The sequence below is a fragment of the Streptomyces mauvecolor genome (assembly GCF_039532965.1).
Lineage (GTDB): Bacteria > Actinomycetota > Actinomycetes > Streptomycetales > Streptomycetaceae > Streptomyces > Streptomyces violascens.
Genome location: NZ_BAAASQ010000034.1, coordinates 113,609 through 129,712, shown reverse-complemented (window position 1 = coordinate 129,712; position 16,104 = coordinate 113,609). Strand labels below are relative to the sequence as shown.

15 protein-coding genes are annotated in these 16,104 nt (G+C 71.5%); 6 read left to right on the top strand and 9 right to left on the bottom strand.

The genetic code is table 11. From position 1 onward, the window contains the following. Nucleotides 1-113: 113 nt before the first annotated feature. Nucleotides 114-1,085, bottom strand: coding sequence for a homocysteine S-methyltransferase (gene mmuM, locus ABD346_RS33585; protein WP_344380095.1), 972 nt, complete (start codon nucleotides 1,083-1,085; stop codon nucleotides 114-116). Nucleotides 1,086-1,087: 2 nt separating this feature from the next. Continuing rightward, nucleotides 1,088-2,017, bottom strand: coding sequence for an LLM class F420-dependent oxidoreductase (locus tag ABD346_RS33580; protein WP_344380094.1), 930 nt, complete (start codon nucleotides 2,015-2,017; stop codon nucleotides 1,088-1,090). Between the two features lie 247 nt (nucleotides 2,018-2,264). Between ABD346_RS33580 and ABD346_RS33575 the strand changes: the two genes are divergently transcribed. Continuing rightward, nucleotides 2,265-2,543 carry a hypothetical protein gene (locus ABD346_RS33575; RefSeq protein WP_344380093.1) on the top strand — a complete coding sequence of 93 codons (279 nt, stop codon included), beginning with the start codon at nucleotides 2,265-2,267 and terminating at the stop codon, nucleotides 2,541-2,543. Between the two features lie 134 nt (nucleotides 2,544-2,677). Here ABD346_RS33575 and ABD346_RS33570 read toward each other — a convergent pair whose 3' ends face one another. The 5 genes from ABD346_RS33570 to ABD346_RS33550 all read right to left on the bottom strand — a co-directional run bounded on the left by ABD346_RS33570 (nucleotide 2,678) and on the right by ABD346_RS33550 (nucleotide 5,947). Beyond that, nucleotides 2,678-3,169, bottom strand: coding sequence for a DUF6099 family protein (locus tag ABD346_RS33570; protein WP_344380092.1), 492 nt, complete (start codon nucleotides 3,167-3,169; stop codon nucleotides 2,678-2,680). A gap of 125 nt (nucleotides 3,170-3,294) precedes the next feature. Continuing rightward, complete coding sequence (locus tag ABD346_RS33565; protein WP_344380091.1) at nucleotides 3,295-3,675, bottom strand: nucleotide pyrophosphohydrolase; 381 nt, start codon at nucleotides 3,673-3,675, stop codon at nucleotides 3,295-3,297. Beyond that, nucleotides 3,672-4,838: an AAA family ATPase gene (locus ABD346_RS33560; RefSeq protein WP_344380090.1), complete on the bottom strand. Its 1,167-nt coding sequence runs from the start codon at nucleotides 4,836-4,838 to the stop codon at nucleotides 3,672-3,674. Before ABD346_RS33560 ends, ABD346_RS33565 begins: the two co-directional genes overlap by 4 nt. A 126-nt stretch (nucleotides 4,839-4,964) precedes the next feature. Beyond that, a complete protein-coding gene (locus ABD346_RS33555; protein ID WP_053730371.1) occupies nucleotides 4,965-5,354 on the bottom strand; it encodes a cell division protein SepF in 390 nt (129 codons plus the stop codon). A gap of 179 nt (nucleotides 5,355-5,533) precedes the next feature. Beyond that, complete coding sequence (locus tag ABD346_RS33550) at nucleotides 5,534-5,947, bottom strand: Fur family transcriptional regulator (protein ID WP_344380089.1); 414 nt, start codon at nucleotides 5,945-5,947, stop codon at nucleotides 5,534-5,536. 356 nt (nucleotides 5,948-6,303) lie between these two features. Between ABD346_RS33550 and katG the strand changes: the two genes are divergently transcribed. Further along, nucleotides 6,304-8,535, top strand: coding sequence for a catalase/peroxidase HPI (katG, locus tag ABD346_RS33545; protein ID WP_344380088.1), 2,232 nt, complete (start codon nucleotides 6,304-6,306; stop codon nucleotides 8,533-8,535). Nucleotides 8,536-8,586: 51 nt separating this feature from the next. Here the strand turns inward: katG and ABD346_RS33540 are convergent, their stop codons facing one another. Beyond that, the gene (locus ABD346_RS33540; RefSeq protein WP_344380087.1) at nucleotides 8,587-10,011 is read right to left on the bottom strand and encodes a M14 family zinc carboxypeptidase; all 1,425 of its coding nucleotides are present in this window, start codon (nucleotides 10,009-10,011) and stop codon (nucleotides 8,587-8,589) included. Nucleotides 10,012-10,243: 232 nt separating this feature from the next. Between ABD346_RS33540 and ABD346_RS33535 the strand changes: the two genes are divergently transcribed. The 4 genes from ABD346_RS33535 (at nucleotide 10,244) to ABD346_RS33520 (ending at nucleotide 14,260) form a co-directional block, all read left to right on the top strand. Next, nucleotides 10,244-10,858 carry a helix-turn-helix domain-containing protein gene (locus tag ABD346_RS33535; RefSeq protein ID WP_344380086.1) on the top strand — a complete coding sequence of 205 codons (615 nt, stop codon included), beginning with the start codon at nucleotides 10,244-10,246 and terminating at the stop codon, nucleotides 10,856-10,858. 117 nt (nucleotides 10,859-10,975) lie between these two features. After that, nucleotides 10,976-11,830, top strand: a complete 855-nt coding sequence (locus ABD346_RS33530) for a class I SAM-dependent methyltransferase (protein WP_344380085.1) — start codon at nucleotides 10,976-10,978, stop codon at nucleotides 11,828-11,830. Nucleotides 11,831-12,085: 255 nt separating this feature from the next. Continuing rightward, complete coding sequence (locus ABD346_RS33525) at nucleotides 12,086-13,336, top strand: MFS transporter (RefSeq protein WP_344380084.1); 1,251 nt, start codon at nucleotides 12,086-12,088, stop codon at nucleotides 13,334-13,336. A 24-nt stretch (nucleotides 13,337-13,360) separates the two neighbouring features. Continuing rightward, nucleotides 13,361-14,260 (top strand): LysR family transcriptional regulator, encoded by a 900-nt coding sequence (locus ABD346_RS33520; RefSeq protein ID WP_344380083.1) that lies wholly within the window; start codon nucleotides 13,361-13,363, stop codon nucleotides 14,258-14,260. A 526-nt stretch (nucleotides 14,261-14,786) separates the two neighbouring features. On the opposite strand, the gene ABD346_RS33515 is transcribed toward ABD346_RS33520, so the two are convergent. Then, nucleotides 14,787-16,073: a sensor histidine kinase gene (locus tag ABD346_RS33515; protein WP_344380082.1), complete on the bottom strand. Its 1,287-nt coding sequence runs from the start codon at nucleotides 16,071-16,073 to the stop codon at nucleotides 14,787-14,789. Nucleotides 16,074-16,104 lie beyond the last annotated feature (31 nt).

Sequence of the window (16,104 nt, the reverse complement as noted above, 5' to 3'; positions counted from 1 at the left end):
TCAACAGCCCGCTCGGTGCGCTCCGGCCGGACGCCTCCCACGACGTCCCCAGCGAGAGCAGGCACTGCACCCCGCGCCCGCCACGCGCCTGCAGCGGCCGGACTGCCAGTTTCTTACGCCGACCGGCCCCGCACCCGGGCCGCCAACTCCGCGATCTCCGTCGGCCCGACCCGGCAGCAGCCGCCGACGAGCCGCGCCCCCGACGCCACCCAGTCCCCCACCCGCCCCGCATCGAACGTCGTGCCACCCGCCCAGCCGCGCCGCTCCGCGTCCCAGCGCTCACCGCTGTTCGGATAGACCACCACCGGCTTGCCCGTGACCGACACCGCGAGCGGCACTGCACGGTCGGCATCGGCGGGGCTGCAGCAGTTCACCCCGACCGCGATCACCTGGTCGTGGCCCGCCGCAAGACCGAACGCCGCGGCCAGATCCTGACCGGCCCGAGTGCGCCCGCCCGCGATGCTGTACGAGAGCCACACCGGCACCCCGCACCCCTCGACCGCCCGCAGCAGCGCCTCCGCCTCGTCGGCATCCGGCACCGTCTCCAGTGCGAGAACATCGGGCCCCGCCGCCGCCAGCGCCTCGATCCGCGGCCGGTGGAACCGCTCCAGCTCGCGCACGCTCAGCCCGTAACGCCCCCGGTACTCACTGCCGTCGGCAAGGAAGGCGCCGTAGGGGCCGATGGAGGCGGCTACCCAGAATTCGGGGGGCTGGGCGTGGCTTCGGGGGGCCTCCCCCCTCCCCCTCCCCACCCACCCCTCCCCGCCCCCACCCAACTCTCCGGCGCAACGCGCCAGTTGCACACTCTCCGCCAGCAGTCGTTCGGCCTCGCCACGGCTCAGCCCTCGGCGGGCGAAGCCTTCGAACGTGGCCTGGTAGCTGGCGGTGGTCACTACCTGGGCGCCCGCCCGTACGTACGCCGTGTGCGCGGCCTGGATCTGCCGCGGATCGTCGGCGAGCAGCCGGGCCGACCACAGCTCGTCGCTCAAGTCGCAGCCCTGGTCCTCCAGTTGGTTGGAGAGGCCGCCGTCGAGGACGACCGGTCCGTGCGCGAGGGCCGCGGCGAGTGTCCGGGCGGGCCGCACGGTCAGACTCCGGTCAGCTGCGGCAGCACCTGCGAGGAGATCAGTTCGAGCTGATCGAGGTCGTCGAGATCGAGCAGCTGGAGGTAGATACGGGACGAGCCGGTCGCCTCGTACTTGCCGATCTTCTCGACGACTTCGGCGGGCGAGCCCGCGAGTCCGTTGGCCTTGAGTTCCTCCACCTCCCGTCCGATCGCGGCGGCCCGGCGGGCCACCTCTGCGTCGTCCTTGCCCACGCAGACGACCAGCGCGTTGGAGTACACGAGGTCGTCCGCCCTGCGTCCGGCGGCTTCGGCGGCCGCCTTCACCCTGGTGAACTGCCGCTCGCTGTCCTCGATGGAGGCGAACGGGATGTTGAATTCGTCGGCGTACTGCGCGGCGAGCCGCGGCGTGCGGGTCGCCCCGTGCCCGCCGATCAGGACGGGCACCTTGGCCTGCGCGGGCTTGGGCAGCGCGGGCGAGTCACTGAGCTGGTAGTAGGTGCCCTGGTAGTCGAAGGTGTGGCCCACTTCGGTGGACCAGAGTCCGGTGACGATGGCCAGCTGTTCCTCCAGCCTGGCGAATTTCTCCTTCGGGAACGGGATGCCGTACGCCTTGTGCTCGTCCTCGAACCACCCGGCGCCCAGGCCGAGTTCGACCCGGCCGCCCGACATCTGGTCGACCTGGGCGACCTGGATGGCGAGGACGCCCGGCAGCCGGAAGGTGCCGGCGGTCATCAGGGTGCCGAGGCGGATCCGCTTGGTCTCGCGGGCGAGTCCGGCCAGGGTGATCCAGGCGTCGGTCGGGCCCGGGAGTCCGTCGGCGGACCCCATCCGGAGGTAGTGGTCGGAGCGGAAGAAGGCGTCGAAGCCGAGGTCTTCGGTGGCTTTGGCGACGGTCAGGAGAGTGTCGTAGCCGGCGCCCTGCTGAGGCTCGGTGAAGATGCGAAGATCCATGCCTCCATCCTGCACCGTTGGGCCACCGTCAACCTCGCCTCCACCACTCGCCCCACGGCAGCTCGGTCGGGTGAATATTCAGTGATCCAGCAGCTCGCGCCCCCTCTGACCAGTGACGTTGGCGTCAACCAGTCGTTGGCCCGGGGGGAGCCGGACCGCCCGGCCCGCGTGTCGGCGGCCCTGTGGTGCGTCGACCGATTCTCCGCCCTGTCCGCCCCGCGGGAGGGCTTGGGCCGAGGAGGCCGCCATGTCCCAGGAAGCCGTGCCCGAAGAAACCGTGCCGCAGCAGTCGGCGCCGCAGCCCGCCGTCGAGCGGAAGGGCGCGCCGAAGGGGCTGCTCCAGCAGATGGAAGAGCTGATGGCGGCGCTGAACGCCGATCTGACGCAGCTCGACGCGGACCTTCAGTCCACCACCGACCGCACGCCGCCCGCCGACGGTCCGGGCGAGGCGCAGCAGGCGCAGCAGGCGCACGGGAACGAGGCGCGCGAACAGCACAAGGGCCGCGAGGACCGCGAGGACCGCTGACAGCCGGGGCCGGGTGGGCCCTGGGTGACCGGTCGTCCGGCAGCGGCAGCGGCAGCGGCAGCGGTCAGCGCCGGAACGCGCCAAAGCGCCCAGGGCTCCCGCCCTCGCCCCACGCGCCCTCGTCCCCCGCGCCCTCACGGCGGCCCCGTAGCCCCGTCCCGCAGCACTTCGCCCGATCTCTCCTGCTCTCGCAAGGTGAGCCGGCGCAGCATTCCGCGGATGCGGTCGCTCGATTCGTCGGCGGCGTCGATGGCCTCTATGCACTGCCAGTACAGCCCCTCCTCGTCGGTGGCGCAGGCCACGGAGACGAGGGCCATCGAGACGTCGCCGAGCAGGGCGCCCAGGGATGTCAACGCGCCTGCGGGGTCGGTCACTTCGGTCAGTTGGGCGGCCCGGATGCCGCTGCGGCGCATGCCGGGATGGTCGAGGACGGCGCAGCCCCGGCCGCCGGCTTCGCTGAGGCCGCGGGCTTCGCCCCTCAGTTCCGGCGGGCCGGTGGCCGCGAGGTGGCCGCCGATCGCCTGGGCGAGGGCTTGGGCCTGCCAGGCCTCGCCGACGATGTCGAGCACTGCCCTGCTCTGGGCCAGGGTGTGTTGGCTGAGTTTGACGAGCCGTACCGCATCCATCCGATTTCCCCGTTCGTGCGACGGACCCGAGCTTCGCGTCCACTACCTAGCGTGAGCGTGAGTGGCTCGGAAAGCCAGAGGAAATCGGAAATCTGTGCACAGCAAGCCGATTGTGAGTATCTCGGTCACTCGGATGAGTGACTCTCCGTGTCCGTCGGCGAGTTGTTCGGGTGCTTCGGCGATCCCGGGACGGGGAAGCGGAGTTCATTGCGGTCGATCTTGGCGGAGAGGGCGGCCAGCGCGTCGATGCCGAGCACCTCGCAGAGTTGGAGGAGATAGGCGAGGACGTCGGCGACCTCGTCGGTGACGCGGTGGGCCCTGTCCGGGTCGGTCATCACCCGGGCCGACTGCTCGGGGGTGAGCCACTGGAAGATTTCGAGCAGTTCGGAGGCCTCGACGCTGAGGGCTGCGGCGAGGTTTTTCGGGGTGTGGTAGGGCTGCCAGTCGCGGGCGGCGGCGAAGGCGGCGAGCCTGCGCTGCAGGGCCGGTACGTCGAGTTGGTTCACGGTGCCAGGTCTACCACCGTCGCCCCGTGGGCCTCGCGGGCCCCCGCTCCGTCCCCGACGGCGGCGAGCAGCCGGATGTGGCCGCGGGCGCACATCTCGGCGGCCAGCGCGATGAGTTCGCGGCTCTGGCGGGGGTCGAGTGCGCGGTCGAGTCCGTCGGCCAGCACGGCGAGGGTCTGCATGGCCGGGGGTACTTCGGCGACGGTGTCGACGGCGAGGACGCCGGGTCCGGTGAGCAGGACGAGGGCGAGGGCCAGGTAGCGGAGTTCGCCTTCGCCGAGTCGGCCGACGGGGGTGGCGTGCCGGGTCGCGCCGCGAGCGAGGACGGCTCGTAACGTGCCGTCGGCGAGTTGCTCGGTGGTGAGCCCTGTGACGGGGCCGGCGCAGCCCGCGCGGGCCGCGGTGACGAGGCGGCCGTGGCGGATGCCGCATTCGGTGCGGGTGCGCAGGAGGACTTCGGCGAGGTTGTCGCAGCCGCGCCTCAATCGTCCTGCACCGCTTCCCTGGGCGGGGACGACGGGTTCGCGCATGCGCTGGGGCTGGGGGTCGCAGGCGAACACCGAGCGCAGGGCGACGACGACTTGTTCGGCGGCGGCCAGGACCCGCAGTTGCCCTTCCGTCTTGCCCGCTACGCGCAGTGGCAGCAGCGCGGTGCCGAGCCGGTCGTCGGGGAGCGGTGCGCGGGTGACGGGGACCGCGCCCGCGGTGTGCCAGGCCGCCTGGACGGTGGAGCGGCTCGGGTCGCGCAGGGCGGTGCTGAGGAGGGTCTGTCCTTCGCTGGTCAAACGCTCGCCGACGACGCGGAGTTCCGGTTCGGCCTGGATCGCGAGGTCGAGGCGGGCGGGTCCGGCGGGTCCGTCCACGGTGCAGCCGATGCGGAAGCCGCGGCGGCCCTGGGCGTCGGCGTCGGCGCGTTCGGGCACGCAGCCCGCGGGGTCGCGGAACACGGATCCCAGCGACGCGCCCGAGCCGAGTCTGGCGAGGGCTTCGAATGCTTCGAGGACGCTGGTCTTGCCGCTGCCGCTCGGCCCGGTGACCAGGGTGAGCGGGCCGAGCGGGATGGCCGCACCGCGGTGTGCCCGGAAGGAGGACAGCCTGAGTTCGGTGACGGTGGGTCGATCGGGGCGGCCGGTCCGGTCACTGTTGGTGGTCGTCGTGGTCATGGCTGGGACCGTACGCAGCCGTAAAACTGACGAACCGTTCCGCCTCGGTGACCTTCCTACTAATGAGGGACGGCACAGCGCTGCGGGACGGTCCTGGGGCGGGGCGGTGGGGCGATGGGGGGCGGGTCAGGGGTGCGGGACGGCCGCCGCGGCGATGCCTTCCACTTCGGTGCCGGCCGGGGCGAGCAGGAAGACATTGCGGTCGACGCGGTGCATTCCGCTGCCCAGGCCGAAGACGACGCCGGTGCTGAAGTCGAGGATCCGCTTGGCGACTTCGGGGTCGGCGCCCGTCAGGTCGAGGAGGACGGGGATCTGTGCGATGAGGTACTCGGCGACTTCGCGGGCGTCCGCGAAGATCTGCACCCTGAGGACGACGAAGCGCCGTTGTTCGACGGTCGCGTAGTCGCCGGGGATGGTCTGGTGGTCGACTCTGGACGGCCATTCGTTGCGGCCGCGCAGCGGAACGACCTGGGCGAGCCCCTCCCACTGTTCGTCGGTGACGTCGTACCTGCTCACCGGACCACCTCGCCCACGTGCTGTATCTGCATCCGGCCATGATGACGCCGCTCACCCGTTCAGCCCAACTTCGACACGGCTCAAGAGGTGTCGGCTATGACTCATCTCATGGGCTACGGCTCTTCTCACGGGGTGGCGCGCGCAAACGCGTCCCTATGGGAGGCCGTTCGGGATCGTGTCTAGGAGCAGGCCGGGCACAGTCCGCGGTAGGTGATCTCGGCGCGGGACAGGGTGAAGCCGAAGCGTTCGTCGGCCGGGAGATCGGCCAGTGGGTCGCCGGTGGGGTGGACGTCGCGGATGGTGCCGCAGTTGGAGCACACCAGGTGCTGGTGGGGGTGGTGGGCGTTGGGGTCGTAGCGCTTGGCGCGGCCGTCGGTGGAGACCTCCAGGACCTCGCCGAGGGAGACCAGCTCGCCCAGGGTGTTGTAGACGGTCGCCCGGGAGATCTCGGGGAGCCGCTCGGCCGCCTGGACGTGCACTTCGTCGGCCGTCAGATGGACGTGGTCGCCGCCGTCCAGGACCTCCGCGACGACACGCCGCTGGGACGTCATCCGCCAGCCGCGCCCTCGCAGCCGTTCGAGCAGGTCACTCATACCGGTTCACCTGTCCACGCTTCAGGGGTCGGGATTCGGTGGAACACGCGCAGTGTGCCAGGGAGCAACCGCGTTCCGAAGGGATCTGGGCTTGGTGTACTTCTTGACTTGGATTTGGTCCATCGTAGGATCGATGCCGCCGATAGCCTAGGGACAGGAAGACTTCCGTCCCACCCGCAACGGCCGTGTCCCCCAGACCCTCGCGGCGAGGGCCCCGACCCGGTCCCCGTCCGCAGTCGCAGGCCCCGGCTTCACAACGCAACAAGGCCGAGGCCGTCAGCCGGTGCCCGTGCCCCGGTCGTTTCACCGCCCGCAGTTCCTGAGCACTGTGATCCACCGAGTGAAGAAGGATTGCCATGTCCGAGAACCCCGATGCAATCGTCACCGACGCCAAGACGGAGGGCACAGGCGGCTGCCCGGTCGCGCACGAGCGCGCACCGCACCCGACGCAGGGCGGCGGAAACCGCCAGTGGTGGCCGGAACGGCTGAACCTGAAGATCCTCGCGAAGAACCCGGCCGTGGCGAACCCGCTCGGCGAGGAGTTCGACTACGCGGAGGCGTTCAACGCCCTCGACCTCCCGGCCGTGAAGCGGGACATCGCGGAGCTGCTCACGACCTCGCAGGACTGGTGGCCGGCCGACTTCGGCAACTACGGCCCGCTCATGATCCGTATGGCGTGGCACAGCGCGGGCACCTACCGCATCAGCGACGGCCGCGGCGGCGCCGGGGCCGGCCAGCAGCGGTTCGCTCCGCTCAACAGCTGGCCGGACAACGCGAGCCTCGACAAGGCCCGCCGCCTGCTGTGGCCGGTGAAGAAGAAGTACGGCAAGAGCCTCTCCTGGGCCGACCTGATGGTCCTGACGGGCAATGTGGCTCTGGAGACGATGGGCTTCAAGACCTTCGGCTTCGGCGGCGGCCGCGCCGACGTCTGGGAGCCCGACGAGGACGTGTACTGGGGCCCCGAGACCAACTGGCTCGACGACGAGCGCTACACCGGCGACCGTGAGCTGGAGAACCCGCTCGGCGCGGTCCAGATGGGCCTCATCTACGTGAATCCGGAGGGCCCCAACGGCAACCCGGACCCGATCTCCGCGGCGCGCGACATCCGCGAGACGTTCCGCCGGATGGCGATGAACGACGAGGAGACCGTCGCCCTGATCGCGGGCGGCCACACCTTCGGCAAGACCCACGGCGCGGGCCCGGCGGACGCCGTGGGCAACGACCCCGAGGCCGCTCCCCTGGAACAGCAGGGCCTCGGCTGGAAGAGCAGCCACGGCACGGGCGTGGGCGCCGACGCGATCACCAGTGGTCTCGAGGGCATCTGGACGAACACGCCGACCGCCTGGGACAACAGCTTCTTCGAGATCCTCTTCGGCTACGAGTGGGAGCTGTTCAAGAGCCCCGCGGGCGCCCACCAGTGGCGGCCGAAGGAGGGCGCCGGCGCGGACACCGTGCCGGACGCCTTCGACGCGTCGAAGAAGCACGCCCCGACGATGCTGACGACCGACCTGTCGCTCCGCTTCGACCCGGCCTACGAGCAGATCTCGCGGCGCTTCCTGGCGGACCCGGCGGCGTTCGCGGACGCCTTCGCCCGTGCCTGGTTCAAGCTGACCCACCGCGACATGGGCCCCGTCGTGCGCTACCTCGGCCCGGAGGTTCCCTCCGAGGAGCTGCTGTGGCAGGACCCGCTGCCGGCGCGTTCGTACGAGCTCGTCGACGCGGCGGACATCGCCTCCCTCAAGGAGAAGGTGCTCGCCTCGGGCCTCTCGGTGTCGCAGCTGGTGTCGACGGCGTGGGCGGCTGCCTCGTCCTTCCGCGGCAGCGACAAGCGCGGCGGCGCCAACGGCGCGCGCATCCGCCTGCAGCCGCAGAGCGGCTGGGAGGTGAACGAGCCCGACGAGCTGGCGACGGTTCTGCGCACCCTCGAGGGCGTCCGTACGTCCTTCAACGCGGCGCAGTCCGGCGGCAAGCAGATCTCGCTCGCCGACCTGATCGTGCTGGCCGGCGCGGCGGGTGTGGAGAAGGCCGCCAAGGACGGCGGCGTCGCCGTCGAGGTCCCGTTCGCGGCGGGCCGGGTGGACGCCTCGCAGGAGCAGACGGACGTGGAGTCGTTCTCGGCCCTGGAGCCGACGGCCGACGGGTTCCGCAACTACCTGGGCAAGGGCAACCGCCTGCCGGCCGAGTACCTGCTGCTCGACAAGGCGAACCTGCTCACCCTGAGCGCCCCCGAGCTCACCGTCCTCGTGGGCGGCCTGCGCGTGCTCGGCGCCAACCACCAGCAGTCCTCGCACGGCGTGTTCACGGACAGGCCGGGGACGCTCACCAACGACTTCTTCGTCAACCTGCTCGACCTGGGGACGACGTGGAAGGCGACGTCCGCGGACCAGAACACCTTCGAGGGCAGTGACGGCGCCACGGGCCGCGTCAGGTGGACCGGCACCCGTGCCGACCTGGTCTTCGGCTCCAACTCTGAGCTGCGCGCGGTCGCCGAGGTGTACGCGAGCGACGACGCGAAGGAGAAGTTCGTGAAGGACTTCGTCGCGGCGTGGACCAAGGTCATGAACCTGGACCGGTTCGACCTCGTCTGATCCAGGGGTCCAGGCCGGCTCGATCGAGCCGGCCTGGACCGTTTCCGCAGGTCAGACCTCCCCGGCCGGCGCGGGTGCGTCGGCCCCCGGGGAATCGGCCTCACCTGCGGCGACGGCGGTGGTGGTCCGGTACGGCGCCGCGGCGTGCTGGGCGGCGTACAAAAGGGCGGGTTTCATCTTCGGCCAGAAGTAGGAGTCCTGGCAGGAGTAGGGCGGGGTGAATCCGTCGCAGCCGCGGCCGTCGCTGTCGCCGACCTCGATGGTGAAGCTGGCGAGGCCGAGCTTGTCGAAGGCCCAGTCGTCGGTGCCGCCGGACGCGTCGTACAGGATCTCGCCGGCCTGCCCGGACTTGTACCCCGTGAGCGAGCCCATCTCGGTGGCCAGGGCGCGCAGCGCAAAGTCGCTGCCGGTGTGCGCGGTGTGGTCGAACCCCCAGGGCAGCAGCACCATGTTCGCGTCGCCATGGAGGCTGATCATCATGCCCCGGGCCTCGGCCGGGGCGGGGTCGCCGTTCTCGGTGCCGGTGCGCACGGCCGGGTACAGCTGCCGGAACAGGCCTTCCAGGGCGGCGTTCTCCGGCTCGGAGTCGGCGGCCGGGCCGAGGTACTCCTGGCCGCACGGCTTCTGCGAGGTGCCCAGGCCGCCCCAGTGGGTGCCGGCGTTGCGGTTGAGGTCGATGCCGATCTGGCCGTTGCGGCCGCAGGTCGCGCCGTGGGAGTCGTTGGCGTTCTTGCGGTGGAGTACGGGGTTGTCGCCGCCGGAGGCGACGATGTCGACGCCGTCCGGGTTGGCGAGGGGCACGACCCACATCTCGGTGGTGTCCATCAGCCTGGTGATGTCGGCGTCCTTGCCGTACTGGGTCGTCAGCTCGTCGATCCACCGCAGGGCGACCTCGCCGGTGGTGATCTCGCGGGCGTGGATCTGCCCCATGAGGAAGAAGCGGGGCTTGGCGGCGTTCGGGACGAGCGCGCAGTCCCCCGGCTGCATCTTGGTGACGCAGACGGCCTTGAGGTCCCGCCCGGCGGCGCTGTCCTGCTTCTTCCGCCAGGACTGCCCGTACGTGACGACGGTGGCCAAGTCCGGGTGCTGGGTGGCCACTTGGTCGAGGTGGGCGTAGTTCCCGTCGACGGTGCGGTAGCCGCCGTGGTAAGTGGCGCCGACGGCGGGCCGGACGGTGGTGGGAGCCGGCCGCGGCTGAGTCCTGACGGCGGTCGGGCTGAATCCGATGTGCTGCAGGGAGGCGGCGGTCGTCGGATCTCCGAGAACGAACAGGTCGTTTCCCTCCCGCCGCTCCAGGAGGTCGAACCCCGCGGCGGCGAGAGTGTGCGCGTCCTGGGGGTGCCGGATCGGTACGCGGTAGGTGACGAGGGTGTCGGCGTACGGGCCGGGGGTGTCGGCCGTGGCGGCCGGGGGAAGCACGGCAGCAGCCAGGACGAGGCCTCCGGCGGCCATGAGCGCGAGCCGTCTGTCGGACATGAGCGGGCCTTCCGTGGGGGTACGGGGGCGCGCGGAGCCGACGAAGAAGCCCGGCGGCGGGCCTCACGGGCGCCCCGAGCCGTCGCCTTGAGCCTTGTGCCGCGAGGCTATGGCTGCCGGCGGGCTCGCGCCTGGGCGGCGGGGGATGTGGGTGATGCCGGGGGGCAATTGGGTGAGGGCTTGCGGGGTCGGCAGCGAGCACCTCATGCGGCCACGGCATACCGTGTTGCCCATGACGCAAGGTGACGGCGATCTCGACAGTCTCGTACGCAAGCGGATTCGTGCGCTGCGGCTGGCGCAGGGCTGGTCGCTGGAGGAGCTGGCCGGGCGGGCCAGGCTCAGTCAGTCGACGCTCAGCCGGATCGAGAACGGGCAGCGCAGGCTCGCCCTTGACAGTCTCGTCACGCTCGCCCGCGCTCTGGACACGACGCTCGATCAGCTCGTCGAGAGCGCCGCCGACGGTGTCGTCTCCAGCCCGGTGATCGACTCCGCCCGCGGCCAGATGCGCTGGCCCGTCAAGGCCGACCCCGGCATGACCGTGATCCGCCAGCGCATGACCGAGCCGCCTCCGGACAACCCCTCGCACATGCGCGCCCACCCCGGCCGCGAATGGCTCGTCGTCCTGTCCGGCACCGCGGTGCTTCTGCTCGGCAACCGCCGCTTCCGTATCGAGACCCACCAGGCCGCCGAGTTCCCCACGATGCTGCCGCACGCCATCGGTGCCGAGGGCGGGCCGTGCGACGTCCTGGGCATCTTCGACCGCGACGCCCGCCGCAGCCACCAGCGTCCTGACGGCGGTGGCGGCGGTGGCGGCGGTGGCGGCGGTGGCGGCAAGGGCCAGTCCTGAGGCTGCCGGCGACCGGCCCTGGTGTCGTTTGCGCGTTCGGCAACCCGGGAGGGCATCACCTTGCGCATCCCGGGAGCTGTCGTGCCGTATGCGCATGGCGGCCCTAGCGTCGACGGCATGACCCACGCATCCCCACGCCCAGCACACGACCACCAGCACGAGACCGACAGCGCAGCCCAGGCGGAGATTCTCGACCTGGACGCGGAGGTGCTCGCCGAGCACACCGCGTCCATCACCGCATCGCTGCCCCTGAAGTCCACCCCGCGTCACATCGTGGACCTGGGCTGCGGCACGGGGGCCGGCACCTTCGCTCTCCTCGCCCGCTTCTCCGAAGCCGAGGTGACCGCGGTGGACTCCTCGGCCGACCACCTGCGGCGCCTGCGCGAGAAGGCCGGAGCGAGCGGCGTGGGCGACCGGGTGCGTACGGTGCAGGCCGATCTCGACGCGGCGTGGCCCGACCTCGGAGCGCCCGACCTCGTCTGGGCGTCGGCCTCGATGCACCACCTGGCCGACCCCGCCCGCACGCTGCGCAAGGTCCATGAACTGCTCGCGCCCGGTGGTCTTTTCGCCGTCGTCGAGCTGGCCGGCTTCCCTCGCTTCCTGCCCGAGGGCGGCCCCGCGGAACGGCCCGGCCTGGAGGAGCGCGTGCACGCCGCGAGCGGCCGGCACCACGCCGCGCACATGCCGCACCGCGGCGCCGACTGGGGCCCCGAGTTGACCGACGCCGGGTTCACCGTCGAAGAGGCACGCACGATCGACGTGAACCTCGACGGCTCCCGCCACGAGGCGGTCGGCCGCTACGCCCTCCACAGCCTTCAGCGCATGCGCGGCACCGTCGCACAGACCCTGCCGGCCGAGGACCTCACCGCGCTCGACCGGCTGCTCGCCCCCGACGGCCCGCACAGCGTCCTGCGCCGCGCCGACCTCGTGGTCCGCACGGAACGTACGGTCTGGGCGGCGCGCCGCGCCTGATGCCCGTCCGGAGAGCCACAGTTCGGGGCGCCCGGAATGTACTGGAGTGGGCGCGTGTGACCGGCATCTCAGGTACGCCTCTCGCCTCGATGGCCTGCGGGCATACAGAGCGTGCATCAGAGATGCGCTCGATCGGTTTGCGGGCGGGATACCGGCTTTGTGTAATTCCAAGCCCAGTTGACCTGTCCTGCCTGTCAGCCCCCGGCGTCCGGCAGCTCGGCAGGTCGGCACAGAAACGGACTTGGAGCGCCTGGCATGAGCGCCACACAGACAACAACAACGACGACTACAGCACCGAAGACGCACGACGGTCGCAGCAGGTTCATTCCGCTCCTCGCGCTGGGCACGTTCGCGCTGGGTGTGGACGCCTATGTGATGGCCGGACTACTGCCTCGCGTATCCAAGGACCTGGGCATTTCGGCGTCGTCGGCCGGGCAGATGGTCACCGTCTTCACGCTCTGCTACGCGCTGGGCGGGCCGGTCTTCGCCACCCTGCTCGCCAAGCGGTCGGTGAAGGTGCTGCTCGGCGTGGCGCTGGGGGTCTTCACGATCGGCAACGCCTTGACCGCCCTCGCGCCCACGCTGCCGGTCCTCCTTGTCGCCCGCGCGGTGGCGGGCATCGGTGCGGGCGTGTACTCGCCGACAGCCGCCGCCACGGCAGCGGGCCTCACCACCCCGGAACGGCGTGGCCGCGCTCTCGCCACCGTCATGGGCGGCCTGAGCATCGGCACCGTCATCGGCGTTCCGGCCGGCATGCTCCTGGCCTCGCGCATCGGGTGGCGCGGCACGCTGTGGCTGATCACCGCCATGGGCGTGGTCGCGCTGATCGCCATCGTGCGGCTTCCGAAGATCGAGGTGAGTCCTCCGCCGCCGCTGGGCCGGCGGGTGCGGGCCCTCGCGAGCGGCCGGGTCGCGGGCATCGTCTCCGTCTCGCTGCTCGGCGGCATCGCCAGCCTCGGTCTGTACACCTACCTCGCCGAGTTCCTGCTCGACGCCGCGCACACCGATCAGACGGTCTGGGCCATGTGGGCGTGGGGCGCGGGCGGCATCCTCGGCAGCCTTCTCGTCGGCCGCATCGTGGACCGGACCAGGCGTCCCTTCGCCGCGGTCGGCTGGATCCTGGTGCTCGTCGTGGCCGGTCAGTTCGCGCTGCCCGCCGCCGCTCATGCCGCCGCGGCCCTGGCGGTCGTCCCGCTCGTGATCTGGGGTGCGGCCGCGTGGGCCCTACAGGTGCCTCAGCAGCACCAGCTCATCGCGGCCCAGCCCGAACAGGCCACGGTCGCCGTCTCGTTGAACAGTTCCGCCGTCTATCTCGGCAGCGCCATCGGGTCGGCGCTCGGCGGCCTCGTGCTGGGCCTCGGCACCGCCCCAGCCCTGCTGCCGTACTGCACGGGCGCACTCACCGTGCTCGCCCTCGTACTGCACCTGACCGTGGTACGGGGTGCGGCGCGGCCGGTCGCGGCGCGGCAGGAATGCCAACGCAGTACCCGTGACCTGGGGAAATGACCGGAGTTGGCTAGCATCGTGTGCATGGATATCGGGCTGCGTCACCTGCAATGCTTTCTGGCCCTGGCCCAGGAGCAGCACTTCACCTGGGCCGCCGACCGTCTCGGTATCTCCCAGCCCACGCTGAGCCGGCACATCCAGCGCCTGGAGGCGGTACTGGGCCGGGCCCTGGTGGACCGCAGCACCCGCCACCCCCGGCTCACCGCGGAGGGGCAGCGCCTGCGGGCCGATCTCCAAGTCCTGCTGCCCCAGCTGGAAACGGCGCTCCGGCCTGCCGAGCCGCCGTCCTCGCTGCGACTCGGCTATGCGTGGGGCTACCCCCTCCAGCGCGGCCGCCGGGCGCAGGCCACGCTGGAGGAGCGGCACCTCGTCCTCGTGCAGCCCGTACGCCGCGACGACCGCACGGCCGGACTGCGCGAGGGCGCCGTGGATGCGGCCCTGTTGTGGGGCACGGTCCGCGATCCGCGCCTTGTCTCCGCCGAGATCCTGCGGGAACCGCACATCGCGGCGGTCGCCCGGACCTCCACCCTGGCGGTGCGTGACCGGGTCACCTGGCGTGATCTGGGGCGCCGTTGCATCATCGTCAACACCGTCAGCGGCACGCTCACCGCGCAGGACTGGCCGGCCGACGCCACTCCCGAGATCGGCGCGGAGACCTCCAACATCGAGGAGTACCTGCACGCTGTCGCCGCCCGGCGCGGGGTCGGCGTGCTCCCCGTGTCGGTGGCCGCCCAGCATCCGGACCCGGACATCCTGTACCTGCCGCTCACGGGCGCCCCGCCCGCGGTCCTCACCTACGCCTACCCGCGCACCAACCCGCACCCCTACGCCGCGACGTTCGGCCACGCCCTGCGCCAGGACTGCCCCGCCGAGCGGTCCGGCGTCGTACGGGGCCTGAAGCGGAGGGCTTCGGCGGATGCTTAGGGAGTTGGGTGCGGCCCGGAGCGATGCGTCGAGGATCAGCGCTCTGTGCCGGAGCCGCCGACACGCCGGCAGGCGTCGAGGAGCGTGGCCAGACGGCGTGACGGCGCATCGGGGCGGACCGCCAGAAAGGTCTGGACGGCCGGCGCGGGGGCCCGCCCGGCACAGCGCCGAGCACCTCACGGTGGCACGACGGCGATGTGGGTGAGAGACCGGCTGAACGGGCTCTGGCACGACGAGGACTTCGAAGCCTGGTATCCCCAGGACGGCCCGGCCCGGGTTGTCGCCCGCGCAGCTCGCCACCGTCTGCGTGCTGCAGTTCCTGCTCAATCTGTCGGACTGGCAGGTTGTGGAGGCGGTGCTCTGCGGCATCGACTTCAAGTATGCGCGTAAGGGTTCACTGAGGTTGAATGCGAAGTGTCATGAAGGGCTGACCCCTCACGCCCTGCGGTCGCGATCGTCGGAGGCTGGGCTCATACGGTGGCGACGCCCCGTTCCGCGTGTTCCAGGAAGGCCGGGCCCGCGCGCTCTACTCGCCGCGCGGCAGGAGCAGGGTGAACCTGGTCGGGTGGGTCTGGGTGATGTTCAGGCGGCCCCCGGCGGACTGGGCCAGGTCCGTCGCGAGGGCGAGGCCGATTCCCTGCCCGGGCCCGGTGGAGCTGCCCCGCTCGAAGAGCGTGGATGGCGGCAGAGAGAGGGAGCCTTCGTCTCCGACGTCGATGGCGAGGGCTTCACCGAGGTCGCGCAGCGTCACCTCGACGGTTCCCCGGCCGTGCCGGTGGGCGTTGTCGAGGAGGATGTCGAGGATCTGGTCAGCGGTGCGCCTCGGCAGGGGCTCCGCGGTGACGGCAGGGTCGAGGGTGAGCTGGAGGCGGCGGCCGTCCTGGGCGAGCGGTCCGTGCCAGCGCAGTTCGGCGCGTTCGAGAAGGTGCGCGGCAGTCTGGGAGGCGGCGGTGGTGTTCGGGGCCGTCGGGGCCTTGGCGAGGCTCAGGACCTCGTCGATGGTGTCGTTGAGGTGGTGGGACTGCTCGAGTGCCTCTTCGACGGCTCCGCGCAGATCGGCGCCGGGCTTGGACAGGGCCGTTTCCAGGCCCAGTTGGAGACCGGCGAGCGGGGTGCGCAACTGGTGGGAGGCGTTCGTGGTGAACTCCCGCTCGTGCTGCAGCAGATGGGTGAGCCGGTCGACCATCGTGTTGTGGCTGTGGGCCACTTGGTCGATCTCGGCGACGCCACAGGCAGCGGCGCGAGCGGTCAGGTCTCCGTCGGCGACGGACTGGGAGGTGCGGGCGAGTGCTTCCAGCGGGGCGGCGAGGGAGCGCGCCTGGTGGCGGGCGAGGAGGAGTGCGACACCGAAGGCGGTCAGGGCCGCCGCGAGCAGGGCTCCCCACGCGGCCAGGACGCGTTTCCACACACCGGTGGTGCTCGTCGAGGCGCGGACCACGCCGATGACGTGTTCGGCGCTGGAGACGGGAACGGCCACGACGAGTTCGCCGCCGGTGTCCTGCTGTGCGACGGCGCCGGCAACGGCACGTCGGGTGACCGCATCGGCGGAGGCCGGGCCGGTGCCGGCACGCCGCCGCATCGCCGTGTCGTAGATCCCGAGGTCGCCTTCGGACTGTCCCGTGGGCAGTTCGACGGGGTCGCCCGCGGCGAAGTCCGGGCTGACGCGCACCGCCGCAGACAGGGCCTCGCGTTCCAGTTCGCCGCGCTCGTCGGCGAACAAGTAGCCCCGGATCACCACGGCGAGCGGTACGGCGAGCAAGGCCAGTGCCACCAGCACGGCCACGACGGCCACGCGGGCCACACGCTGTCTCATGCCGCCCATGATGATGGCGGCCGCGCCCACT